We start from the raw sequence: 23,901 nt of genomic DNA, 5'->3' as shown, positions 1-23,901 counted from the left end.
GACCAAAGATGCCTGCTGTAAAAATTACTGGAATGGGGCGTTATTTACCTAGAAACAAAGTCTTTTCTACAGAATTAGATGCAAAACTAAATTTACCAAAAGGAAGCGTTCAAAAAAAATCTGGCCTCATTTCACGTCATTTTGTTTCACCCGATGAAACAACTTCCTACATGGGAGCACAAGCCGCACTCTTTGCAATACAACAAGCAAGTATCAAATTAACCGATATTGATGCCATCATCAGTGCCTGTGGCGTGGGCGAGCAAGCCATTCCTTGCACTTCGGTATTGATCCAAAAACAATTAGGATTAGAACAATCGGGAATTGCCTGTTTTGATGTAAACAGTACCTGTTTAAGTTTCGTAAGTGCCTTGGATATTGCTTCCTATTTAATCGCAGGTAATCGATTTAATCGTATTCTTATTGTTTCCAGTGATATTGCTTCCGCTGGACTTAATTGGCAAGACATGGAAACCTGTACCATTTTTGGCGATGGAGCAGCTGCGTGTATCATTGAAAAAAGTGATGGTCAAAGTCGAATTTTATCGTCACATCATGAAACACATAGTATTGGTTCTACCTTCTGTCAAATAGAGGCAGGAGGAACTCGCTTACCGGCTAAAGACCCTCTTAAAAATAAAGAACAAGGTTTATTCTACATGGAAGGTAAAAGAGTATTCAAATTAGCATCTAAGTTATTAGATAGTCTCATGGATAACCTATTAACTAAGGCTCATTTACAAATGCAGGATATTGATTGGTTTATTCCGCATCAAGCAAGTTTACTTGCTATGCATCACATACAAAAAAGGCTTAATATCCCTCCTGAAAAATTCGTGTCCATTTACCCCTATCATGGAAATCAAATTGCAGCCTCTATCCCCACCGCGTTATCTACTCTCATTGATACAAATCAATTACACCGTGGGCAATTAGTACTACTATTGGGTACAGGCGCTGGTTTAGCCGCTGGTGGCGTGATACTGGAGTATTAAAATGATTTGTGTCGTTACAGGAGCAACGGGTTGTCTTGGAATGAATTTAACCAAGCGCTTAGTGGAAGAAGGACATGAGGTAATTGCCTTAGGGCGTAATGAGCAGCTCGGTAAAATCATTACCCAGCTAGGAGCTCAATTTATCGCCATGGATTTAGCAGATAACGCCAAATTAAAAAACACAGCGCTAAATGCCCAAACCATTTTTCATTGCGCCGCACTTTCGAGCCCTTGGGGTCGTTATAAAGATTTTTACGAAGCCAATGTAACAGGAACACAACATATCATAGACGCTACTCCAGATAATGCGCGACTCGTACATGTTTCTTCGCCCAGTATCTATTTTAATTTCAGGGAACAATATAACATCAAAGAAGATATGGCATTACCGCCAAAACCTGCTAATTATTATGTAAAAACTAAATTACTCGCCGAAGCTGTAGTGGACAAAGCCTACCAAGAAAAAAATCTGAATGTGATTACTTTGCGTCCGCGCGCTATTTTTGGTCCTTATGATCGAGCAATTTTTCCTCGTCTATTAAAGAATGAAAAGAAAGGCTTCTTGCCTATTATTGGTGATGGAAAAAATGTGATCGACATTACTTACGTTGAAAATGTTGTAGAAAGCTTGCTCCTAGCCGCTCGCGCAGACCAACAGTTTTGTGGTAAAAAGTACAATATAACCAATAATGAACCCCAGACACTTTTAAACATTCTGACACAGCTTTTCCATGCGTTACAAAAACCGTTTACACCTAAATTTATCCCTTATTCCGTTGCAAAAATTTATGCTGGCTGCATGGAAAAAGCGTTTAGCCTACCCTTTATTACCAAAGAGCCTCGCCTAACCCAATACAGCGCGGCGGTTTTATCTTTGGGGCAAACTTTGAATATTGATGCAGCTCAAAAAGATTTAGGCTATCAACCCAAAATAAATATTGCACAAGGCATTGAACATTTTGCTCAATGGTATCGAACATCATGATTGAATATCAATTATTTGAAGCAGGATTTTGTAGGCATTGTGAACGCATGACCTTAAAAAATGGCCGCTTGAAACAATGCGAATATCCAGCAATTTGCGCTTTAATAAAACATCCAAAACAAGGTTATATTTTATTCGATACAGGTTACAGCAACCGATTTTATGAGCTCACCCAAAAATTTCCATTTTCACTTTATAGACGCTTAACTCCTGTGACATTAAAAAAATCACTGAAACAACAATTAGAAGAAAAAAATATTCAAGCCTCTGAGATTAAAGCGATCGTGATCTCACATTTTCATGCAGACCATATAGGTGGCTTAAACGATTTTCCTAATGCCCAATTTTTCTGTCACTTAGATGCTATAAACAATATATCCAATAAAAAAGGCATTAAAGCCTTACTCCAGGGATTTTTACCTGGATTACTCCCCAAAGACTTTTATGAACGTCTGGTGATTTTAAAAAATGAAATACAACTTGAATCCAATTTAGCCCCTTTTACAAGAGGGTTTGATCTTTTTGATGATAAACATCTGATTGCTATTCCTCTACCAGGGCATGCGAAAGGACAAATTGGTTTGTATTTTAAAAGCGCCCCATTCCACGATCCAGAACAAAATACGCAAGAGGTCTTCTTAGTTGCGGATAGTTGCTGGCATCAAGAAGCATTTAAAGAATTCGTGTTTCCCAGTAACGTCACTTACTTAATTCATGACAATAAAGAAGCATACCAACAAACTATAAGAAATTTACATCACCTTTTTAATAACAATAAGACAATAGATATTATTCCTTCTCATTGCCAACATATACGTACTCGCATTTTGGAAAAACAATAATGATTTTTAGGCTTCTTTATTACTATTTTAAAACTCAATATCTTCAAAAATGTTTTAAATCACGCGAACAATTATCTGCCTATCAGGAAAAAAAGTTTAAACATTTAGTAAAAACAACTTTATATAAATCACCTTTTTATCAACCTTATCTGGATAAACCATTTGCCCAATGGCCGATTATTGATAAAAAAATAATGATGGAACATTTTGACGAGATAAATACTCAAAAAATCAAAAAAGACCAAGCATTAGCGTTAGCACTACATGCAGAGCGTACGCGTGACTTTTCTTCCTTAATTAACGATATTGCCGTTGGACTTTCTTCTGGAACTTCAGGAAATCGCGGGTTATTTCTTGTCAGTGCGAGGGAACGTGATGCCTGGGCGGGCATTTTAATGGCCAAAACATTACCTAAAGGACTGATGAGAAAAGAACGTATCGCTTTCTTTCTTAGAGCAAATAATAAGCTTTACACCAATCTAGATAAAAATAAAAAAATTCAATTTCACTTTTTTGATTTATTTGAAAATTTTGAAAGTCATATAGCTCCTCTTAACAAGCTGCAACCTACTATTTTATCCGCCCCTACCTCTGTATTATTGGCCCTAGCCCGAAAAAAGCATTGTTTATCCATTAATCCTGAAAAAATATTCGCAGTAGCTGAAGTTTTAGAACCCCGTGATGAACACATCATAAGTAACGCATTTAATTGCCAAATATCTCAAGTGTATCAGTGCACAGAGGGGTTTTTAGCAATCAGTAATAAAGAGAATAATCATTTATTAATGAATGAAGAATATTTAATTATCGAAAAACAATGGTTGGATGATAGGCGATTTGTGCCTATTATTACCGACCTATTGCGCACGACGCAGCCCATAATTAGATATCGTTTAGACGATGTTTTGATCGAGGAACAATCAGATGGTATATTTACTCGATTAGCGGGAATTGAAGGTCGGGAAGGCGATATCTGTTATGCTACCCAAGGAAACAAAGTGCTTCCTGTTTTTGCGGATCTCATTCGTCAAAAGATGGCCTCTTTCTCGTGTGAATTTGATGATTACACCATCAAACAGCACAAACTGAATCAATTTACCATTCAAATCACTCCTGACTTATCAGATAAGACTGCATTAATTGATCATTTAAATGAACTTTTTCAGGCACAAAACTATGACCGACCCACATGGCAATGGGAACCCTATATCCCCAAAGAATTAGGCACAAAAAATCGTAGAATTCAAGCAATGCCAGGAATAGTTACTCTCGAAAATTTAAGCTAAGTTGTGGAGCGGTGAAACATCAACCGCTCCCTAGACTATAAAAATTTATTGCGCCGCACGTTGTATGTCTTTACCTACATGAGATACATCTTTACCAAATCCATTTACAGTTCCACATGCGCTTAAGAATCCAAGTGTTGTCAAAACAATACCCATCATCACTATTTTTTTTAATATATCCATGATATTCCTCTCTTTTACTTTTTATTTAATGCTACTTAAATTATTCTAGTTCATATTTTATAAACATAGAAACCTGTAAATTCTTTTCATTATCAATAAGTCGGGTGATCCTTAATGTTTTTCTTTTAAAATGTTGATAAAGTACAACCTGATATAAAAACGGATTTAAATGTGCGCATAACCTTCATCCTCAGTATATTGAGTACTTTAACAATAACGGGTTGTTCATTATTTGGTGAAATACAGACCAAAACAAAACCCATTAAATCGGATAATTTATCCGTGAGACATATTTATAGAATTCCTAAAAATAAATCAATACATTACCTTAAACATTTTCATGATCCTCAACTAGACCAGCTCGTTTCTGTAGCACTTCATGATGCGCCAAATATACATAGCGCCAAGGCTCGTGTTGAGCGTGCCCAGCAGCTTGCAAAAATGGCCTATTCAACTCTTTGGCCGGCAATTAACCTGGATGGATATGTGGAGAAAGCATACTTTCCGATACATGGAACCATTCCCCCTGATCTACGCCCTCTTCTAACCAGAATCAATCAAGCAAACATAGCAGATATCGGTTTCAAATTTAATTATGAACTTGATTTCTGGGGAAAAAACAGGGAAAACTTAGCAAGCAAAATCAGTGAGTCATTTGCCACACAAATGGATCTGGCTGAAACTCGACTGGTGTTGAGTGCGGCAGTGGCAACAACTTATTTTGAAATACAAAATAATATTACCCAGCAACGCTTAGCGCAGGAAAATGTGCGCTTATTAAAACAACTTGCAGACATCATTTTGGACCGCGCAAAACAGGGCATCGCATCGAATATCCCAGTAAAAACTGCATTAGCCAATTACCAAACAGCCATACTCACTGTTGAAGATTTCAAACGAGCAGAGATGCAATCACGCCATCAATTGGCTGTATTAATGGGAAAAAATCCTTTTACCACTCAAGTTGATGTCGCGGCATTTGTATATGACAAAAAGCAACTTACTCTCCCCAGAATAATTCCTGCAAATATTCTGGCGCAACGACCTGATATTGCTTCGGCACGCGCACTCACAGAATCAGCAGCACATCAAATAAATGTCGCTAAAACTGCATTTTTCCCTAATATAAATTTGAGAGGTTTATTAAGCGTACAAAGCGTTTATTTTAATAAGGCCTTTAATATATGGTTTGAGAATGACAATGCCAGCGCCGCTTTTGATTTACCTGTTTTTGACGCAGGAGCACGACGAGCAAATCTTGGCGTAAGCTATACACAATATGAACTTGCAGTGAATCAATACAACCAAACAATTTTAAATTCCTTACAACAAGTGAGTGATCAATTAGCCACTTTAAAAACGCTTAACACACAAATTGCCGCACAAAATCAAGCATTCAACACTACAAAGTCCAATTACAAATTGTTCCAAGCACGTTATACTCAAGGAATTATTGATTACCCCCAACTTATTGAAATAAAACAATTATTAATACAGCAAAAAGCGACGTTACAACAGTTACAAACTCGTCAAAAACAAGCTTTTATAGCTTTATTAACAGCTTTAGGTGGAGAGCTCTAGATCATGGCTGAAAATAAAGAAACTGAAACTAAAAAAGAAGGAACAACACCCGAAACCTTACGTAAACGTAAAATCGCCATGCTAATACTCGGTGGGGGCTTTTTGCTTATTGCCTTATTATGGCTTACGTATTGGTTGATATGGGGACAATTTGAACTTTACACTGATGATGCATATATTAACGGCAATATGGTACAACTCATGCCCCAAGTAGCAGGAACGGTCATTGAAATAGATACTGATGAAACTCAATTAGTTATTGAAGGACAGACTATAATCAAATTGGACCCTGCAGATTATAAAGTCGCTTTACAAAAAGCTAAAGCAGATTTAGCTCAAGCCGTACGCCAAGTCCGCCAATATTTTGAGAATGCCGCTCAGGCACGACAAAAAGTAATTTTGGATAAAGCCAATTTGATTCAAGCTCAACTCGATTTGAAACGTCGGCAAGGATTAATGGGTAATCGCGCCGTATCGCGCGAAGAAATGCAACATTATAAAACTGCTTTGGAAGCGGCTCAAGCAACCTACGATCTTTCGTTGCATCAATTAGACGCAGCTTTAGCCTTGGTCGAAAATGCTCAACTCTATACTCATCCGCTCGTAGAAACTGCCAAAGCAAATTTAAAAAAGGCTTATCTAGACTTACAAAGAACGACCATTAAAGCCCCCATTACCGGTTATGTTGCTAAACGTAGTGTTCAGCCTGGTCAGCAAGTATCCATGAACTCTGTGATGTTAGCAATTATTCCGCTAAACGATACCTGGATTGATGCAAATTATAAAGAATCTGCACTTAATGATATCCGTATCGGTCAGCCCGTTACTATTTATGCCGATGCATATCCTGGAATTACCTATCATGGCAAAGTAGCTGGATTAAATGCAGGAACAGGTTCAGCTTTTGCCTTATTGCCACCACAAAATGCGACTGGAAACTGGATTAAAATAGTCCAAAGACTTCCTGTTCGTATTAGTTTAAATCCAGATGAATTGAGAAAGAATCCGTTACAATTAGGATTGTCCATGCGCGTTACTATTGATATTCATAATTTAAACGGAAGTAGGCTCCCTAGAAAGTCAGAGCCCGAATTTAAATTTCAAACAAATGTTTACAAAAAACAGTTAGCAGAAGTGGAACCTCTTATTAACGACATTTTAAAAGCGAACTCGCCAGATATGTTTTTACCCAGGAGCAAATCATAATGACTGATCTACCACCACTTACTGGCAGTAGATTGATCTTAATGACAGTTTCATTGTCTTTAGCAATATTCATGAATGTCTTAGACATTTCTATTGCTAATGTAGCCATTCCAACTATTGCAGGTGATTTAGGAGTAAGTCCTGATAATGGCACTTGGGTTATCACCTCATTTGCAGTCAGTCAAGCCATTATGCTACCGCTTACAGGCTGGCTTGCAAAACGTTTTGGCGAAGTTCGTCTTTTTGTTTTTTCCACCGCATTATTCACAATTGCTTCCATACTCTGTGGATTATCTATGAACTTAGGGATGCTGGTTTTTTTTCGCGTAGTTCAAGGTGCTGTTTCAGGACCTATGATTCCATTATCTCAAAGTATCTTACTTGCTAACTATCCTCCAGAAAAAAGAGGCCTTGCGACCGGCATATGGGCTATGACTGCAGTTGTTGGACCAATATTTGGCCCTATTATGGGAGGAATAATCACTGACAATTATACTTGGCCATGGATTTTTTATATTAACCTACCCGTTGGAATCTTTTCTGTTATTTTCACTATGATAACACTTAGTGGTAGAGAAAGTCCTACTGTTAAATTACCCATTGATTACATCGGATTATTGTTATTAACCATTGGTATTGGATGTTTGCAAGTTTTACTCGATAAAGGATACGATTCCGACTGGTTTCATTCTAATTTTATTATTACTTTAGCAATTATCTCCACAGTGACGCTAAGCTTTTTAATTGTTTGGCTTCTTACTCAAGATAATCCAATAATCGATTTACGTTTATTTGCCCAGAGAAATTTTTCAATTGGAACGATCAGTCTTACTTTGGGCTTTCTTGTTTATTTTGCCACAGTGGTTATTTTCCCATTATGGCTGCAAACACAAATGGGCTACACCCCAACGTGGGCAGGTCTTGCAGTTGCTCCAGTAGGGGTTTTACCGTTTTTTTAACACCTATTGTTGGTAATTACATGGGTAAATTTGATTTGCGTATTATTATCAGTATTGGGTTTATTGTATTTACCCTCACTTCGATGTGGCAGTCTACTTTTTACACAGGCATAGGTTTTGTTCAATTAATTGAACCCCGATTCCTTCAGGGTATTGGCCTTGCATTTTTCTTTACGCCCTTAATCGCTTTGATTTTAGCGGAGCTACCTCCTGAGCGACTAGCTAGTGCTCTCGGACTTGCTAATTTCTGTCGTATCTTGGGCAGTAGTTTTGGTACTTCTATCAGCCTCACTTTATGGAACAATAGAGAAGCATTACATCAAAGCCAACTTGTTGAGCAAATAACTGCCTATAATCCTTTGGTTCAAAAAACCACAGAACAATTGCATGCACTAGGCATATCGGGCATAAAAAGCTTCGGAATTCTCTATACTACGGTTATTAACCAAGCCTATATGTTAGCTACCAATGATATTTTTAGACTTGCAGCCTGGATTTTCATCTTTTTACTCGTCATAATTTGGTTCGCAAAACCAACTTTTGCCAGTGCATCGAAAGGCTTTGCAGCAGAATAGTTTAATGATTGTTTTATATCCAAGACTTCCCTATAATTTGCCCCGACTTTCACAATAAAAATAAAAAGGTGCTCCGAAATGAAAAAATGGATGGTACTGGCAGCAAGCTTAATGATGAGCAATATTCATGCAGAACAATCTTGGTGCGGTTATAAAGATTATTTTCGTATCTACAGTGCATCTCACCCTGGTGCTGTTATTACCCGTGGATATAGTGATCAAGATGTGATGCTGCAAATATTAGGTCCTCATAGTTTTGAGATCACTGACTCTTATCAATGCCACGCTGGATACGCACTAGTCACTGTTGGCGATGACCAAAACAACTGGTGTGTCCTCGATATTAAAGATGGACCATTAATAAATCATCCCGTAGTGCACGCTTCTTGCAACGGATTGCGTTATGTTAGTACTCAGTATGATGGGTTTAATACATACTCTTATACGATTTATCTTGACTAGAAGAATAAGCGTTACAGTATGGGTGGAATCACATCAGCAACAAGTTCTGCACTTTTGCTTTAAGTTTTGTCTCTTCGGCAAGCCCGCATGACGTTAACCCCAGATACTTTATAACCTGCAAGCCTTAATATGATTATTGAGGCTATCCCTACAAGAAAATCTCCTCTCCTTAAATGAAATCCAATTACAGTTTAAGCATTGCCGAGCAACACGCACAAGTCAGTGTGAACGAATTGCTGAATTTTGATGGAACCATGTTAAAACGCTTATTAATCGTTATGAATTGAAGAACATCACGCACTCAGAGTAAGTATCAGTCAAATAAAAGAGATGAAAAGCATTTTCGCAACACCATGAACGGTTCCATTTTAACAGTAGTCCTAAAGGTTATAAGTTTTGGTCAAGTAATATCAGTAAAATTAATCGTTATAAAAATACAATAAATCATATTGATTAATAATTTTGAAGTCCAAGCAAAATATTCTATTAAACGATTTAATTTTATGATTATACAAATCAGTTAATAAATTTTAAGATAATAAAGCATAATCATCGACAATTAATCGAAGGAGGATATATGAAAAAAGGAATCACTTTTTGTTTTTTATATAGTATAACAATGCTAGCCTATGCTCAAACCTGCCCAACAGTAAATGAGTTATTAGTGAAGGCGGGGGAAAATTATTATGTTGTTCCACCATCTGGCTGGAAACTTGTAGTAAACGATAAAAGCCCTAGCCAAAAAAATTTGGTTTTCAAAGTGGCGGCCTGGGGTGATCATAAACATCCAAGTGATAATGTCAGATGTCATTATTATCAAGGTGTTTCAGAGGATCATGTTCAAATTGAGACTCTAGCATTTATAGAGGAATCCAGGGTTCCATGGGGTGGAGTCGATCATTATCAATTATGTGTAAGCCGTTCTGATAATGTAAATGAATGCCCATTTGGATAGGTGCTAAATCTTAATCATTAAAACAAATTAAGGCTTATGAAAGCGCTTGAGCAGAATAGTTAAAATCAATTGTTCAATCCATCATAGTTTGAATGATAAGCACTTAAACGAGCCTGCCATACCTCGTCTCTACGATTTTATGATATGCGATGAGATTTCCACTAACTCACTTAACAGCCCTTTTGGTTAAATTATCTCAATAAAATCTCATAACCTAATTAAGGTCTGTTGACAATTCACCTGCCGGCTACGTGCCGCGGCTTGTCCGCGGCATCCATTCGATCTAAATCATTGGCACATTTCTTCATACAGGTCACGCGATTGAGGGTTTAGTTTCTCTATTAAATTTATTTTCCATTGTCTTGGCCAATTTTTGAAACGTTTTTCACGTCGTGCTGCTTCAACGTATAATTCATATGCTTCATGATAGACCAGCATATGTACGTTATACTGAGCAGTGAAACCAGGACTGACTTTATTTTTGTGTTCCCAAGTCCGTTTAATGATGTCTGACGTAGACCCTACGTAAAGAGTACCATGATGCTGACTCGCAAGAATAGAAACATAAGCCAGACTCATCGTACTTCCTTGACTGTTGGACAAACACGAAGATAATACCGGAAGCTGCGCTACATAGGTAGCCATAAAAATGCGCATGCCATAGCAACAAGAGAAGCATCGTTTCGCTTTAATTTATCAACTCTTGTGGCGATTGCACGAACGTGTTTTATTCTGACAAAAAATTTTCAACTCGATGTCTGTATTTATAAATACCCCAATCCATATCTGCATTGCCAGTTTTAGAATTGCTCTTTCCTGGAATCACGGGAATGGATGATTTTTTTCGAATGGTATCTCGAACCTCTTCGCTATCATAACCCTTATCTGCAATAGTATGTTCTGCAGCATGATCTCCCTCAGCTTTGACCAACGCTCGTCATTGAGCATAAGTCTAAGCATTGCAAACTCGTTTTATACTTGGTATCTGAGCCGTTATATTATGAGTTTACTTTTATTAATCAATCAATTAGGTTGTTCAGCTTTTAATTTCACCATCTACTGGATGCCGCGGACAAGCCGCGGCACGTAGGCGGCAGGTGAATTGTCAACAGACCCTAGTAAATTTCTAAAAATAATCAAATTGAAGCATGCATCACGACCGATAAATCCTCTCTAATACAGGAGCATTATCAAAGCGATTTGCTTCAATTTACAATGGGTTTGACTCAGTAAATAAGATCGACATAAACTGACTAATATTACCCCAACCGATGCTCTCCAATACAAACAACCTTTTACGGATGAAATCAGAGATCAGCAACAAGTGAGCACTATTGCTTTAAACTTGTCTTCATCCACCCTTAAGCAGTTAAATGGTCTCTATGTAAATTAAGTCCCGTTTTTTTGAGTATGAGAGAGAGCAAGAGCCGTTCTTTTTTGTCCCATATCTAAAGACCACCCGCCACCTAGAGCTTTAATTAATTGCACACTAGCCACTTGGCGCCGCGTTCGTACATTAACTAATGAAAGTTCTGATTGTAGTGCTATATTCTCCACAACCACCACTTGCAGAAAAGTAACTAAGCCACCCTTATATCGATATATCCCTTGATTCCAAGCTCTTATAGCCGCACGCGTTGCAGCTTCTTGAGTATGAATTTCTTTATCTAACTGGTGGATAGCTATAAGGCTGTCCTCTACATCTTGGAACGCAGTGAGGACTGTTTGCCGATACTGTGCCACTGTTTCAAAATACTGAGCTTTAGCCTGATTGAGCAATCCACGTAAGCGCCCCCCATCAATGAGTGTTTGCTGCACCAATGGTTGGGATAATGTGAATAAACTAAAGGGCCCAAGAGACCAGAAAAGGCTGGGTTTTGAAAAAAGATTTGAAAAACTCTGGCTTTGAAAACCACCTGTACCCGTTAAGCTTATCACAGGAAAAAAAGCAGCTCGTGCGACACCAATAGTAGCATTTGCAGCCTGGACACGCGATTCTGCTGCCACAATATCAGGTCTGCGCTCTAGAAGAGTAGAAGGTAGATTAGGACTAATTGCAAGTAACTTCTTAGGTAATTTACCTGGAGCTATTGAAAATTCGCTTGGTATTTGTCCTACTAAAACCGCAATCGCATGTTCTATTTGGGCTCGTTGTAAGCGGATGTCAGCAGCCAATGTTTTCGCGTTTTCTAATTGTGTTTCAGCCTCATCAACATTCGCAATAGGTGCTGCCCCTCCTTGATATCGTTGTTGCGTTAAATAAAGGGCTTTCTGATATGCAATAACCGTCTTATCCAAGATACGTTGTGCTTCATCGCTTCCACGCAGTGCAAAATAATTATTTGTAAGCTCAGCTTGCAAGCTCAAACGGACTGAGGCCATATCGGATGCACTCGCTTGAGCTAGGCTTTCACTTGCTTTAACTGCGTTACGAATACTCCCCCATGCATCAACCTCATAAGTTAGATACCCGCCGACTAAAACGTTATTGAAAAGAGATTGTTTAGCCGGATTTGCTATAGTGTTTGATGTTTGCTCTCTATTTCCATTTAATAAACCCTGGACATTAGGATAAAAATTGGAACGGGCAATTTGAACTATAGAAATCGCCTCTTGAAAACGTGCAAAAGCCAGTTTTAAATCTTGGTTGGCTAAATTCAGTTGTTTTTGCAGATCATTTAACACGGGATCCTGAAAAGCTTCCCACCAAGCATTCGGAGCTACCAATTTGGGTGTTGATTTAATTTCTACCCATTGCCCCGGTTCTTTAAAATGCTCTGGAATTGGCATCGCAGGTCGCTGATAATTCGGCGCCAGGGAGCAACCGGCTAATGCAAATACAAATACACCTAGGCTAATCAGTTTATTCATGAAACAACCCGCACCGTTTCTCCATTGATAATCCCATCTGGAGGATTCAATATAATTCGATCACCAGGCATAACACCTGTTGCAATTTCAATCTTGGAACCAAAATCACGGCGAACAGTAATAGACTTGAGCACCACTTTATTGTCTTGATCTAAAGCAGCTACTTGTAATCCCTGAGCACGAAAAAGTAAGGTATTCACTGGTAGAATCACGGTATTAGCTGGAACATCTAAACGAAACAATACTTCCGTATATCCCCCAGGCAATAGCTCTCCATTTTTGTTTTTAGTTGTGAATTGAGCCAATAAAGTGCGTGTTTTAGGATCAATAGCATGAGCTGTCTCATATAATTTAGCTGAAAATGTTTGCTTTGGATGCTCCGCAAAATTCAATTTTACCGCCATATCAGGCTTAATACGTGCAGAGTAATATTGTGGAATTTTTACATAAATCCGTAGAGGACTCGTCTGGGCAATGCGAAATAAAGGTTGTGTCGTCGTACTGCTTCCGGCATCAATAAGATCACCTATATCCGTTGCACGATCTGTAATAACCCCATCGAAAGGTGCTATGACGCGTTCAAAACCAACTAACTCTTGTAAGCGTTGAAGATTAGCCTGAGCTGCATATACTGCAGCTGCTTGAGCTGCTGCCGTGCTCACTTTTTCATCGGTTTCTTGTTGCGATACAGACTCCGTTTTTACCAAATGAAGCCAACGTTTTGCGGTAATTTGTGCGATTTTATTATTAGCAATGGCAACCTTCAAATCAGCCCGTGCCTGACGTTCTTGTGCATCAAGCTCGGGAGTTTCTATTACAGCAAGCAGATCTCCCGTTTTAACACGACTACCTATATCTACATACCATTGTTTCACATACCCATTCGTACGGGCATAGATAGGTGACTCATGCCAAGCCTGAACATTACCCGGCAAAACAATTCGATCCATACCTGTTTCTTGTTTTGCCGTCATTACTCTTACTACAGGTACAGCATCAGCTCTAGTCTCATTACGCAAACGAATAGATGCATACACACGCATAAAAATAATAGTAAGTAAAATCAGTAAAAACACAGCTAGAGCGATAATGAGTCGCTTATGTGTATGCTTATGCAAATGGGAGTGAATTGTTTTAAGCATGCTCTTTCCTTTGCTTTTTCTTCAAATTACGCTCATGAATTACATAAAAAACAGAAGGGACAAAAAAAAGCGTAGCAAGGGTAGCAAATGATAAACCACCAATTACTGCTCGTCCTAATGGAGCGTTTTGCTCCCCTCCATCTCCCAAACCTAACGCCATAGGAAACATACCAATAATCATCGCTAAAGCAGTCATCATCACAGGTCTTAAACGCGTCTTCCCTGCTTCAAGAGCTGCTTGCATTGGATTATTTTCTGTAGCCAAGTGATCTCTGGCAAAGCTAATAATAAGAATACTATTTGCCGTTGCAACCCCCATACACATAATTGCGCCTGTCAAAGCAGGCACACTTAATGGGGTATGAGTCATAAATAACATCCAACTAATTCCCGCAATTGCAGCGGGTAAGGCTGTGATAATAATAAAAGGATCTGTCCATGATTGAAAATTAATCACAATTAATAAATAAACTAATAAAATGGAGAAAGCCAAGCCCCAATAAAGGCCACTGAAGGCATGGTCTTTAGTATCAATTTGACCACGAATAGCCACAGACGATCCTTTAGGAACATCCTTTTTAGTTTGCTCAATAACTTTCTCTATATCACTTGCTACCGACCCCAGATCTCTATCTTGTATTGTTGCAAAAATATCAATTACTGGCTGAACGTTATAATGTGATTCAACAACTGAAGTCCATGTGCGTTTCAGTGTGGCAAAAGCACCTAAAATTTGCAACTGACTCGGGACTGTTAAGCTTCCAATAGGAATATTTCGTAAATCGTTTAATGAAGTCATTACATATTGAGGAGCCTGAGTCACAATAGGGTAGGAAACTCCATTTCGAGGGTCCAACCAAAAAGTAGGTGTAGTTTGAAAACTACCGGACAATGTGATCAACAAATCAGAGGCAACATCGTATTGAGTAAATCCTAGTTCACGAGCCAAGCTACGATCCACATCAACAAAAAACTCAGGATAATTATTTCTTTGTCTTATTCTTCCATCAACGAGGCCCGGAATCAATTTGAGTTGATTTAATAATTTATTGGCATATTCAGCATTTTCCTTTTTCTTTAACCCAATTACCTGAATATTAATCGGCGAAGGTAAACCAAAATTAATAATTTGATTGACAATATCTGCAGGTAAAAAGCAAAGGTTACTGATGGAAAATGCTCTCGTAAAATCGATCTGAGTTGACGTACATAATCGGAACTTGGGCGATGTCCTTCTTTTAGAGAAATTAAAATATCAGCATCTTCTGGTCCATTCGTCGCCGAATTACTGTACGATAAGTTAATGCCGCTGGTAGGTAAACCTATATTATCCACAATACTCTCTAAGTCTTTAGGAGGGATTATTTGGCGAATAAGAGTATCAATATTATCTACAGTCCGTGCGGTTTCTTCTACTCGCGTCCCTGTTGGCGTACTAATATGTAACTTAATTTGCCCAGCGTCCACATCAGGAAAAAAATTCGAACCCAGCCATGGCCATAGTAATACTATTGAAATCCCAACAAATCCTAAAAAGCAAGTAATAAAAAATTTAGCATTATTTAATACCCAAGAAAGCGCATCAAAATATCGAGAACGTAAAAGTGTAAATTTTTCTTCAAACTTTCCATGGATGCGCTCCAGAGGACTTTTCTTTTTTTCTTCTGGGGCATTGAGCTCATGCTTGCGTAACCAATATTTCGCCAGGGTAGCAACGAGAGTACGTGATAATATGTAGGACATAAGCATGGCAAAAATTACCGCCTCAGCTAAGGGTACAAATAAATATTGTGCCACTCCACCAAGAAAAAACATGGGTACAAAAACAATACAAATACACAAAGTTGATACAAGCGCGGGTATAGCAATTTGTTTTGCTCCATCTAGAATAGCTTGTTCGACTCCTTTTCCTTGTTCCAAATTCCAGTTAATGTTTTCAATGGCTACTGTAGCATCATCCACTAAAATTCCCACGGCTAGGGCTAATCCCCCTAAGGTCATAATATTTATTGTTTCACCGAGTGCGGAAAGAATAGTTATCGAGGTAATAATCGATAGAGGAATTGACAAAGTGATAATCAACGTACTACGCATGCTCCCCAAAAAGAGCAGGATCATTAACCCGGTTAATACGGCAGCGATTACTCCTTCTGTAATTACCCCACGAATAGCGGCAGTGACAAATATGGATTGATCTGCAAAATAAGACAATTGCAGCCCCTCAGGCAACATATCCTTTATTTTAGGAATCATACCCTTCACACGACTGACGATATCTAGTGTTGATGCATTTCCAGTTTTTTCTATGGACATCATTACTGCCCGTTGCCCATCTACCCTGACAATATTCGTTTGCGGTGCGAAACCGTCACGTACATGGCCTACGTCACGTATGTATAATACTCGGCCAGGTGTCGTTTTCACGGGCACATCATTTAATTCGACTGCAGCAAGAGGACTACCATTGAGTTTAACAATATATTCATACTCACCTATTTTTTGCGTACCAGCAGGAATAATCAGGTTCTGGGCAAGTATGGCCTCATTTACTTCTTTAGCAGAAATACCATAAGTTTGCATCGCTTGTGTATCCAGATCGACCATAATTTGGCGAATTTTACCGCCATAAGGATACGGTAGTGATGCACCTTGGACTGTTGCAAGCTGAGTACGAATGAAGTTATTGCCTAAATCATTTAACTTTTGTTCAGGAATCGTTGAACTCGATAACACCAGTTGTAACACCGGGACAGTTGAAGCTTTATAACTTAAAACTAAAGGAGGTAACGTTCCTGGAGGCAAATTACGTAACACGGTTTGAGCGATTGCAGTAACTTGGCTTAAAGCCATATCCACATTCACGCCTTTTTGAAAATACAATTTGACAACGCTCACACCAATCAATGATTCCGATTCGATGTGCTCAATATCATTCACAGTAGTAGTAACTGCCCGTTCGAATACACTCGTTATACGATCACCCATTTCATCAGGAGGCAATCCGGTGTAAGTCCATACCACACTAACAACTGGAATATTGATATCAGGGAAAATATCAGTGGGGGTACGCATAATTGCTAAAGGCCCAATAATAAGAAGCATAAGAGCCATAACAATAAACGTGTAAGGTCGCGAGAGAGCAATCCATACAATCCACATAAATATCCATACCGCAAATAAAAAGAGAAGCATTATAACAATGAAATAGATCAAATTTTAAGAATAAAATGAAATAAAAATCATCAATTAATTACTTTCGCAATAATTTTGTTTTTTCCATTTTTTTTAGCTTGATATAACGTACGATCTGCAGTTGTAATCACTGTTTGAAGATCCAACGACTGAACTGAAGAAATACAGATCACCCCCATACTCAAAGTAACATTTTTATGTTGGTTGTGATTTTCAAATCTATTTTGTAAAGCACCGCAAAAATGCATGACATCAGAAAGCAACATATTGGATAATATTAAGGCAAACTCATCACCGCCTAGGCGGAAAATAATATCATTAGCGCGTTTTGCAGATTCTCTGAGTGAACTTGCGACATAAACTAAAAAATCATCTCCTGAAGGATGGCCAAAAGTATCATTAATGTATTTAAAATTATCGATATCAATAAGGACTAAATTTATAGCGTATCGGTTACGTTGTGCTTTTTTTAATTCATTATAAAAAATCATATCAAAATAACGTCTATTATATAAACCCGTCAACGAATCAGTGATTGACAGGGTTCTAGCCTCATCAATAGATTTTTCAAGCTTAAGGTTAGAACTCTTTAACTCTCTAATTAACATATCTTTTTCTCTATCTAATTTGAGCGTAGTGTAGAGCAAGCGAGAATTTAATCTTGCTGTCATACAGATCAATATCAAAAACATGGAATACAAAACTCCAGTAAAGACCTGATCTGGGTTCAACGAATAAAAGTCATAAATAATGATAGGTACAAACATAGGCAATACATACGCATAAAAAGCAACAAGATAAATTGCTAATACAGCGATTCCACCAGCTGACATACCTCCTAGCACAAGAACAAGAATAGCTTGTTGTGCACTATTTGTAATGGGTAAAAAGATAAAAAATGCCGCGCCCCAAGCTAAACCAGTAAAAAAAATAAAGATGAGAAAAAGAAAAAGCGTTAGCTCAAAATGAGTCTGATAGTATTTTTTTGCAATAATTTTTTGATTAAAAATCAACCGAATGATGCTGAGAAAAAAATCGTCCCAAACCAAGTAAATACTAAGCTATGAGGCACCTGGTGGTAAAAAAGTCAAGACCAAGTAAGCCCGCACCAATAATATTAAAAGGAATAGAGATTAAGGTTCCCTTCAATAATACAAAAAAACTCTCTACTCCTATTTCATTTTGGATTTTTTGTTTCATAGGATATGAATAACAGCGTTGGGGAATGATTAAATTATAGTCAATTATTTATTTAAGTTCGATTATCTGACCACATTGAACAAAACCAAGAAAACCATGGAATTGAGCATCAGGTAATTTACCATCGTTGTAATGATATAACCAAAGCTTCGCTTTAATCTCAGGTGCAAGGGTATCTAATTGGCTAAAATGAGCATGCACTCCACTTGGCACCTCTAGTGTTTCGCAATCGTGAAAAATTAATGTTGCTTCTTGATAATATTTTTCAAACCGCTCAGGGGTAAATTGTGTATCAGTAGTGATAAAAAATTTTTATCCTGATACTTTATATATAAACCATAACTTGGCATTAATTTTCTATTAGAATGAATATGAACTGTTTTAATTAAATTAAAATGCAATCCTTCCCATTGAAAAACTTGACCATCATTTACAGTAGTGACCCTAAAATAATCATTCAAGGTAGCTTCTTTTTCATTCAGTGTTTTTAACCCACCGCTGAGGGAGTGACTCCATAATAGATCAACTAAATGTTCATGTATAATGAGCTGAGGAGGCTCACTCTCCACCGCGAACTTACGCTGAAATGCAAGCCACTCTATCCCGCCAATGTGATCGGCATGCAAATGGCTAATGTAAACTGCATCAATATCATGAGAAATATAACGAGCACGCGCTAATGAAAAGCGAATGTCAGTGCCACAATCTATTAATAGTTTCTTACCTTTATCCGTGAGAAGAAGCATATTTGATTGAAAATTTTTAGAATCCGTTCCTAAACCACTACCAGCTCCTAAGAATAATAGTTTCATGAATAAATCCCTGAGTAAGTTAAAACTCGAGTCTGAGTTCTAAAAATTCCTTGATGAATATATTTCTATTTTAATAAATACTCTTCTTATTTTAGAATAGCATTTAAAATCAGTTATTAGAAATAGCCCAATTAATATAAATAAGCTATTCTTCAACGTAAGTTGATAAAACTTTAGCGCCAAATGCCAATAACCAAGCTCAATCTTAAAAATACTTATCTTTTAAAGTATTTCTTCTTTTTTCTGACTCTCTCACTTTTGGGTCTCATAATAAGTTTATTTGCACTAAAACATATAGCGGTACAAGAAGCTCTTGACACCGATGAACGTTATCAATCCTATCTAATTGCTGATGGCCTTCGTCAAAGCTCCGATGACTTAACCGATATGGTGAGACTGTATGTGATGACGGGCGAGAAGAAGTACCGTGATTATTATAATGAAATTATATCCATAAGAGAGGGAAAATCTCCTAGACCATTAAATTATGATGAGATTTATTGGGATTTAGTTATTGGTAACAAACGCCCTCAACCTTATGGCGAAAAAAATCTATAACTGCGATGATGCTAGAGCATAATTTTACGCTGAAAGAATTTGCTATGCTCACTGAAGTTGAGCATCGGAGTAATGAGCTGGTAAAGTTAGAGATTAAAGCAATGAATATGGTAGAGGGAAAATATCAAGATAAGGATGGCAATTATACCATAGTTGGCAAACCCAATCCCAAACTCGCCCAAAACCTGGTCTTTAGCGATGAATATGCACAAGCCAAATTAGGTATCATGAGGCCGCTCCAGGCTTTTTTTGCTCATGTTGAGCATCGGACCTTACTAACCAATGAAAAAATTGATAAAAAAATGTCAAGAATTATTATTCTAACACTTATCTTTACATTTTTATCAACAATCCTCATGGTCTTCTTTATCATTCATGCACTCAAATCTATTTCCAGAGTTAATGATGAAAATGATTTATTACTCTTAAATATTTTGCCAGAACCCATTGCGTCACGCTTGAAAATGGGAGAGGTAGATATTGCGGATGAGTTTTCTCAAGCCAGTGTCATGTTTGCAGACATTATCAATTTTACTCAGCTAACAGAACAATTAGGGGCAAAAAAAACTGTAAATATCTTAAATCGCCTATTTGCAGAATTTGATAACCTCACTGAAAAATATCATGTTGAAAAGGTAAAAACTATAGGTGATAACTATATGGCTGTATCAGGCGTTCCAGAACAAACGACCAGGCATGCAATCAATATAGCAAACTATGCCCTAGCGATTCTGGAAAGAATGCTGACCTTTAATCAAGAAAATAAGATGCAACTCGAATTTCGCATTGGCATTACTTATGGTACTGTGATTGCAGGTGTTATTGGCCATAAAAAATTTGTTTATGACATATGGGGTAATGTAGTCAATTTAGCAAGCCGATTGGAAGAAACGTCCCTTCCTAATAAAATTCATATTTCTGAAAAAATGGCGTTTATGCTTGAAGATGAGTTCATTATGGAACCCAGAGGAACTATAGAGATGAAAGGGATTGGCACTCTTAAAACTTTTTTTCTACTCGGAAAAAAAGAAAGATAGTTTCATCCACCAAGCGCTATAAAAAGTGGTGATAAAGAGATTACTCAAGTGCCTGGCGGCAGTCGAGCGAGTTTGCAACGATGTAAAGAACTTTGTAGTCAGTGCTATATAACATTGCGAATGTACATTAGCCTAGTTATTGGCACTTAGGGCATATTCCATAAATATTTAACGCATGATCGGTCATCTGAAAATGGGCTCTATCCGCGATAGTTTTCTGCCTTTGCTCGATGATTTCATCGACAAACTCTTCTACACAACCACATTTAATACATACCAAATGGTCATGATGTTCGCCTTGACTCAATTCAAATACTGAATGCCCCCCTTCAAAATTATGACGAGTAACTAATCCTGCAGCTTCAAATTGCGTTAATACACGATAAACTGTGGCAAGCCCAACATCCTCTCCTGTCTCTAGCAATGCTTTATAAACTCCTTCTGCACTTAAATGATGATTGGGAGATTGCTCTAAGATTTGTAATACTTTTAAACGTGGTAAAGTAATTTTTAATCCAGCATCTTTTAGCTGTTTACTTTCTTCCATTAGTGCTCCTCAGTGCAGTGAAGTTGTCTTCGCTATTGCAGGTGTGTTTCATTAAATGACGTGTTATTATGGCGAAATTTTTCATGATAGGCAAAAAAATGAGAATAATAATTTTTCTACTTGGAATTGTATGTACTTTAACCCTAACCCAATGTACCTCGTTTGACCTTTCTCGACGTGTAGTACAACAAGGAACCCTATTACCAAAAGCAACTCTCGATCGTTTAAAAATTGGAATGAGCAAAAATGAAGTAGCTATATTATTGGGAACAAGCTTATTAAGTCCTGTATTTAATCACGATCGCTGGGATTATGCATATACTTGGCGTAGGGGACATGGACCGATTACTATGTCCACTGTAAGCTTATATTTCCATAATGATCGACTGGCTCGTGTAGAGCAAGACAAACTCAACGCAGGCGTAGGTATAGCACTGGCACACCCAGACATCAATCAGGAATAAATGATGCAAGCTTCATGCCTCATGCACCGAAAGGCTGCATTGGGCACATCTTGTGTGAAGCTCTAACCTTTCACCAAGAGGCAAGCATATCTCCCAAACAGATAACAGCACTAACTTAAGTGCGTACAGCCCGGATTAAACCTACTCGTAATCCGGGAGTTGCTTTTTGCCTCATTCCCGGATTACAGTTTTGCCTAATTTCAGCTCCGGAGGAATAGGAATCAGTTTTCCTTTAATGTTCGTGATTACCTAAGCAGATAGTGAATATCATTTTAATACTGCTGGAAGTGGGGCATAACCTTTAACTTAATTCCCTGCTTTCATTAAAGATTTAGCACCATTGTATCCAAGGATTAAATTTTGTTTTTTTCTGAGAGAACATTCGCTTTTTTCCGTCGGCTTTCTTTAGGATCCAAAATCAACGGTCTGTATATTTCTATCCTATCTCCTTCTTTAAGCACATGCGCTAAAGAAACCTGTTTTGAAAAAATGCCCACAGAGTAACCGCGTGTTTCAGGATGAATTTCGTATATTTCTGATGCATGCAGCGCATCAGAAACAGTTGCTCCTGGTTTGAGATCAAGTGCCCTATGTACAACAGCCTTTGTTACAGGCACATAAACCACCTCAACTTTTATCATAAATTGTTTTTGCTCGTTCACAGAAAGAATCTACCATTTTATCAGTTACTTGCTCAAATACTGGCCCAAGAAGCATGGAAAACATTCGCCCCGCGAATTCAAACTCCAGATCAAAAGAAACTTTACAACCTTCGTCTACTTCATCAAAACGCCAAAAACCTTCTAAATGACTGAAAGGGCCATCAACAAGACGAATTTCTATCATTTTATTAATTTGGAGCCGGTTACGTGTAGTAAATGATTTGCTCATCCCAGCGGCACCAATCACTAAAGTTGCCTGGACCTCATCTTCATCACGATGATGCACTAAGCTTTCTGAACAATAAGGTAAAAATTCAGCATAACGCTCTACTTCATTTACCAAAGCAAACATTTGCTCACAAGTATAGTTAACAGTACGTGATTTTTTCACTATGGGCATTATGCTTCTCCCGCCACTTGTTTTAACCAAAAGCTCAGATCTTTAATTTCTTCGAAACACACAGAGTGTTCCATAAGATATTTATAATCGGAAATATTTTTATACCCTTTATCCAATAGCCAGTCTTTACTTAACTCAGTCCATTGCGGCAAGACGAGAGGATCATATTGGCCAGAGCCTATAAAAAAAGGCGTGCTTTTATCCAGTTTTGGCCTATTATGTTCGGCTAAAGGCAAATAGGCAGACAAAGCAATTACTCCGGCTAATTGAGCTGGAGTATGAAGAGCTGTATGTAACGCCATAGCCCCTCCTTGCGAAAAACCCGCTAAAAAAATCTGATTATATGAAAACCCTGCATTTAATTGTTCATCGATAACCTTACGGATTAACAATTCAGACTGCTCAATGCCTTCTTTATCTTCCCTATCAATTAATTTCATACCCCTAATATCATACCATGCGGGCATAACCATTCCACCATTTAGCGTAACCGGACGCTGAGGCGCATTGATAAATATATGGCGTAACACTATATCAGTAACTGTTAATTGATCTACTAAACCCATCATATCGGAAGCATCAGCGCCTAATCCATGCATCCAAATAACACATGCTTGAGCGTTCTCCTCAGACTCATTTATCAACTCATTCAAAACCAATCCCCTGACATAAAAAAAGAAATTATCGCTAATGCATAAGCACAGTGCAAGTTATACTCTTTAAATACTCTGAGTAAAAAAGGCAGTGCAGTAAAATGTGTGTCATGGATGAACAAAATAACATCAATCCTTATCATTTATTACTTGCACTTTTACTTTAATAAGTGGTAAATAACCTCTACTCGCAATTAATGACACTTTTTAATGAAACGACTACACTTTGTATTGATAGTTGGCATCACCTTAATCATATCTGGTTGTGGACAAAAAGGACCACTTTATTTGCCGGAGCCAACAAGAAATGCCTCAAGTAAGTAATATTCAATAG

The 23,901-nt window shown here is 37.8% G+C and carries 25 protein-coding genes and 2 pseudogenes; 14 read left to right on the top strand and 13 right to left on the bottom strand.

Annotated features, from left to right (window positions below; translation table 11 throughout):
- Positions 1 to 8: 8 nt before the first annotated feature.
- From EL220_RS02610 to EL220_RS02595, 4 genes are read left to right on the top strand one after another with little or no spacing between them, the layout of a single operon-like run.
- Positions 9 to 995, top strand: coding sequence for a beta-ketoacyl-ACP synthase III (locus EL220_RS02610; RefSeq protein ID WP_027270736.1), 987 nt, complete (start codon positions 9 to 11; stop codon positions 993 to 995).
- A gap of 1 nt (position 996) precedes the next feature.
- Positions 997 to 1,980, top strand: a complete 984-nt coding sequence (locus EL220_RS02605) for an NAD-dependent epimerase/dehydratase family protein (protein ID WP_027270735.1) — start codon at positions 997 to 999, stop codon at positions 1,978 to 1,980.
- Complete coding sequence (locus EL220_RS02600) at positions 1,962 to 2,822, top strand: MBL fold metallo-hydrolase (RefSeq protein WP_027270734.1); 861 nt, start codon at positions 1,962 to 1,964, stop codon at positions 2,820 to 2,822. The genes EL220_RS02605 and EL220_RS02600 overlap by 19 nt, the downstream gene beginning before the upstream one ends.
- A complete protein-coding gene (locus tag EL220_RS02595) occupies positions 2,822 to 4,108 on the top strand; it encodes a F390 synthetase-related protein (RefSeq protein WP_027270733.1) in 1,287 nt (428 codons plus the stop codon). Before EL220_RS02600 ends, EL220_RS02595 begins: the two co-directional genes overlap by 1 nt.
- Before the next feature lie 45 nt (positions 4,109 to 4,153).
- Here EL220_RS02595 and EL220_RS02590 read toward each other — a convergent pair whose 3' ends face one another.
- A complete protein-coding gene (locus EL220_RS02590) occupies positions 4,154 to 4,291 on the bottom strand; it encodes an entericidin A/B family lipoprotein (protein ID WP_003632999.1) in 138 nt (45 codons plus the stop codon).
- A gap of 171 nt (positions 4,292 to 4,462) precedes the next feature.
- Between EL220_RS02590 and EL220_RS02585 the strand changes: the two genes are divergently transcribed.
- From EL220_RS02585 to EL220_RS02565, 6 genes are all read left to right on the top strand, one after another.
- Positions 4,463 to 5,872: an efflux transporter outer membrane subunit gene (locus EL220_RS02585; protein WP_027270732.1), complete on the top strand. Its 1,410-nt coding sequence runs from the start codon at positions 4,463 to 4,465 to the stop codon at positions 5,870 to 5,872.
- Positions 5,873 to 5,875: 3 nt separating this feature from the next.
- Complete coding sequence (locus EL220_RS02580; protein WP_027270731.1) at positions 5,876 to 7,078, top strand: efflux RND transporter periplasmic adaptor subunit; 1,203 nt, start codon at positions 5,876 to 5,878, stop codon at positions 7,076 to 7,078.
- A complete protein-coding gene (locus tag EL220_RS19470; protein ID WP_269471001.1) occupies positions 7,078 to 8,037 on the top strand; it encodes a DHA2 family efflux MFS transporter permease subunit in 960 nt (319 codons plus the stop codon). The genes EL220_RS02580 and EL220_RS19470 overlap by 1 nt, the downstream gene beginning before the upstream one ends.
- 20 nt (positions 8,038 to 8,057) lie before the next feature.
- Complete coding sequence (locus tag EL220_RS19465) at positions 8,058 to 8,612, top strand: efflux MFS transporter permease (RefSeq protein WP_269471000.1); 555 nt, start codon at positions 8,058 to 8,060, stop codon at positions 8,610 to 8,612.
- A 78-nt stretch (positions 8,613 to 8,690) separates the two neighbouring features.
- Positions 8,691 to 9,074 (top strand): hypothetical protein, encoded by a 384-nt coding sequence (locus EL220_RS02570; protein WP_027270729.1) that lies wholly within the window; start codon positions 8,691 to 8,693, stop codon positions 9,072 to 9,074.
- A gap of 577 nt (positions 9,075 to 9,651) precedes the next feature.
- Positions 9,652 to 10,029 carry a hypothetical protein gene (locus EL220_RS02565; RefSeq protein ID WP_027270728.1) on the top strand — a complete coding sequence of 126 codons (378 nt, stop codon included), beginning with the start codon at positions 9,652 to 9,654 and terminating at the stop codon, positions 10,027 to 10,029.
- Between the two features lie 288 nt (positions 10,030 to 10,317).
- Here EL220_RS02565 and EL220_RS02560 read toward each other — a convergent pair whose 3' ends face one another.
- The 8 genes and pseudogenes from EL220_RS02560 to EL220_RS02530 form a co-directional block, all read right to left on the bottom strand.
- The gene (locus EL220_RS02560; RefSeq protein WP_128130969.1) at positions 10,318 to 10,608 is read right to left on the bottom strand and encodes a GIY-YIG nuclease family protein; all 291 of its coding nucleotides are present in this window, start codon (positions 10,606 to 10,608) and stop codon (positions 10,318 to 10,320) included.
- A 50-nt stretch (positions 10,609 to 10,658) separates the two neighbouring features.
- Positions 10,659 to 10,933 (bottom strand): annotated as a pseudogene (locus EL220_RS02555) (transposase); the annotation flags it as partial.
- A 485-nt stretch (positions 10,934 to 11,418) separates the two neighbouring features.
- A complete protein-coding gene (locus EL220_RS02550) occupies positions 11,419 to 12,900 on the bottom strand; it encodes an efflux transporter outer membrane subunit (RefSeq protein ID WP_051544777.1) in 1,482 nt (493 codons plus the stop codon).
- Positions 12,897 to 14,042 (bottom strand): efflux RND transporter periplasmic adaptor subunit, encoded by a 1,146-nt coding sequence (locus tag EL220_RS02545; RefSeq protein WP_027272107.1) that lies wholly within the window; start codon positions 14,040 to 14,042, stop codon positions 12,897 to 12,899. Before EL220_RS02545 ends, EL220_RS02550 begins: the two co-directional genes overlap by 4 nt.
- Positions 14,035 to 15,129 (bottom strand): efflux RND transporter permease subunit, encoded by a 1,095-nt coding sequence (locus EL220_RS19875; protein WP_269471015.1) that lies wholly within the window; start codon positions 15,127 to 15,129, stop codon positions 14,035 to 14,037. The genes EL220_RS02545 and EL220_RS19875 overlap by 8 nt, the downstream gene beginning before the upstream one ends.
- Complete coding sequence (locus EL220_RS19455; protein WP_269470999.1) at positions 15,129 to 17,201, bottom strand: efflux RND transporter permease subunit; 2,073 nt, start codon at positions 17,199 to 17,201, stop codon at positions 15,129 to 15,131. Before EL220_RS19455 ends, EL220_RS19875 begins: the two co-directional genes overlap by 1 nt.
- An 83-nt stretch (positions 17,202 to 17,284) precedes the next feature.
- On the bottom strand, positions 17,285 to 18,247 hold the full coding sequence (locus EL220_RS18315; RefSeq protein ID WP_232002583.1) for a GGDEF domain-containing protein: 963 nt from the start codon (positions 18,245 to 18,247) through the stop codon (positions 17,285 to 17,287).
- Positions 18,248 to 18,482: 235 nt separating this feature from the next.
- Positions 18,483 to 19,246 (bottom strand): annotated as a pseudogene (locus EL220_RS02530) (MBL fold metallo-hydrolase).
- Positions 19,247 to 19,429: 183 nt separating this feature from the next.
- On the opposite strand from EL220_RS02530, the gene EL220_RS18485 reads away from it, so the two are divergent.
- Together EL220_RS18485 and EL220_RS02525 are read left to right on the top strand one after the other, a co-directional pair.
- Entirely contained in the window at positions 19,430 to 19,804 is a 375-nt protein-coding gene (locus tag EL220_RS18485; protein ID WP_232002582.1) for a hypothetical protein, read from the top strand.
- A gap of 44 nt (positions 19,805 to 19,848) precedes the next feature.
- Positions 19,849 to 20,841 carry an adenylate/guanylate cyclase domain-containing protein gene (locus EL220_RS02525; protein ID WP_232002581.1) on the top strand — a complete coding sequence of 331 codons (993 nt, stop codon included), beginning with the start codon at positions 19,849 to 19,851 and terminating at the stop codon, positions 20,839 to 20,841.
- 136 nt (positions 20,842 to 20,977) lie between these two features.
- Here EL220_RS02525 and fur read toward each other — a convergent pair whose 3' ends face one another.
- Positions 20,978 to 21,388 carry a ferric iron uptake transcriptional regulator gene (fur, locus tag EL220_RS02520; protein ID WP_027272102.1) on the bottom strand — a complete coding sequence of 137 codons (411 nt, stop codon included), beginning with the start codon at positions 21,386 to 21,388 and terminating at the stop codon, positions 20,978 to 20,980.
- 98 nt (positions 21,389 to 21,486) lie between these two features.
- Here fur and EL220_RS02515 point away from each other — a divergent pair, with 98 nt between their 5' ends.
- Positions 21,487 to 21,852, top strand: coding sequence for an outer membrane protein assembly factor BamE (locus EL220_RS02515; protein ID WP_414092925.1), 366 nt, complete (start codon positions 21,487 to 21,489; stop codon positions 21,850 to 21,852).
- 353 nt (positions 21,853 to 22,205) lie between these two features.
- On the opposite strand, the gene EL220_RS02510 is transcribed toward EL220_RS02515, so the two are convergent.
- From EL220_RS02510 to EL220_RS02500, 3 genes are read right to left on the bottom strand one after another with little or no spacing between them, the layout of a single operon-like run.
- Entirely contained in the window at positions 22,206 to 22,493 is a 288-nt protein-coding gene (locus EL220_RS02510) for an RnfH family protein (protein WP_027272100.1), read from the bottom strand.
- Positions 22,480 to 22,914 (bottom strand): type II toxin-antitoxin system RatA family toxin, encoded by a 435-nt coding sequence (locus EL220_RS02505; RefSeq protein ID WP_027272099.1) that lies wholly within the window; start codon positions 22,912 to 22,914, stop codon positions 22,480 to 22,482. Before EL220_RS02505 ends, EL220_RS02510 begins: the two co-directional genes overlap by 14 nt.
- Positions 22,914 to 23,513 carry an alpha/beta hydrolase gene (locus tag EL220_RS02500; RefSeq protein ID WP_051544778.1) on the bottom strand — a complete coding sequence of 200 codons (600 nt, stop codon included), beginning with the start codon at positions 23,511 to 23,513 and terminating at the stop codon, positions 22,914 to 22,916. Before EL220_RS02500 ends, EL220_RS02505 begins: the two co-directional genes overlap by 1 nt.
- 264 nt (positions 23,514 to 23,777) lie before the next feature.
- On the opposite strand from EL220_RS02500, the gene lptM reads away from it, so the two are divergent.
- Entirely contained in the window at positions 23,778 to 23,891 is a 114-nt protein-coding gene (gene lptM, locus EL220_RS02495; RefSeq protein WP_081779091.1) for an LPS translocon maturation chaperone LptM, read from the top strand.
- Positions 23,892 to 23,901 lie beyond the last annotated feature (10 nt).

The sequence above is a fragment of the Legionella sainthelensi genome (assembly GCF_900637685.1).
Lineage (GTDB): Bacteria > Pseudomonadota > Gammaproteobacteria > Legionellales > Legionellaceae > Legionella > Legionella sainthelensi.
The sequence above is the reverse complement of the archived record's forward strand: the minus strand, read 5'-3'. Positions and strand labels throughout refer to the sequence as shown.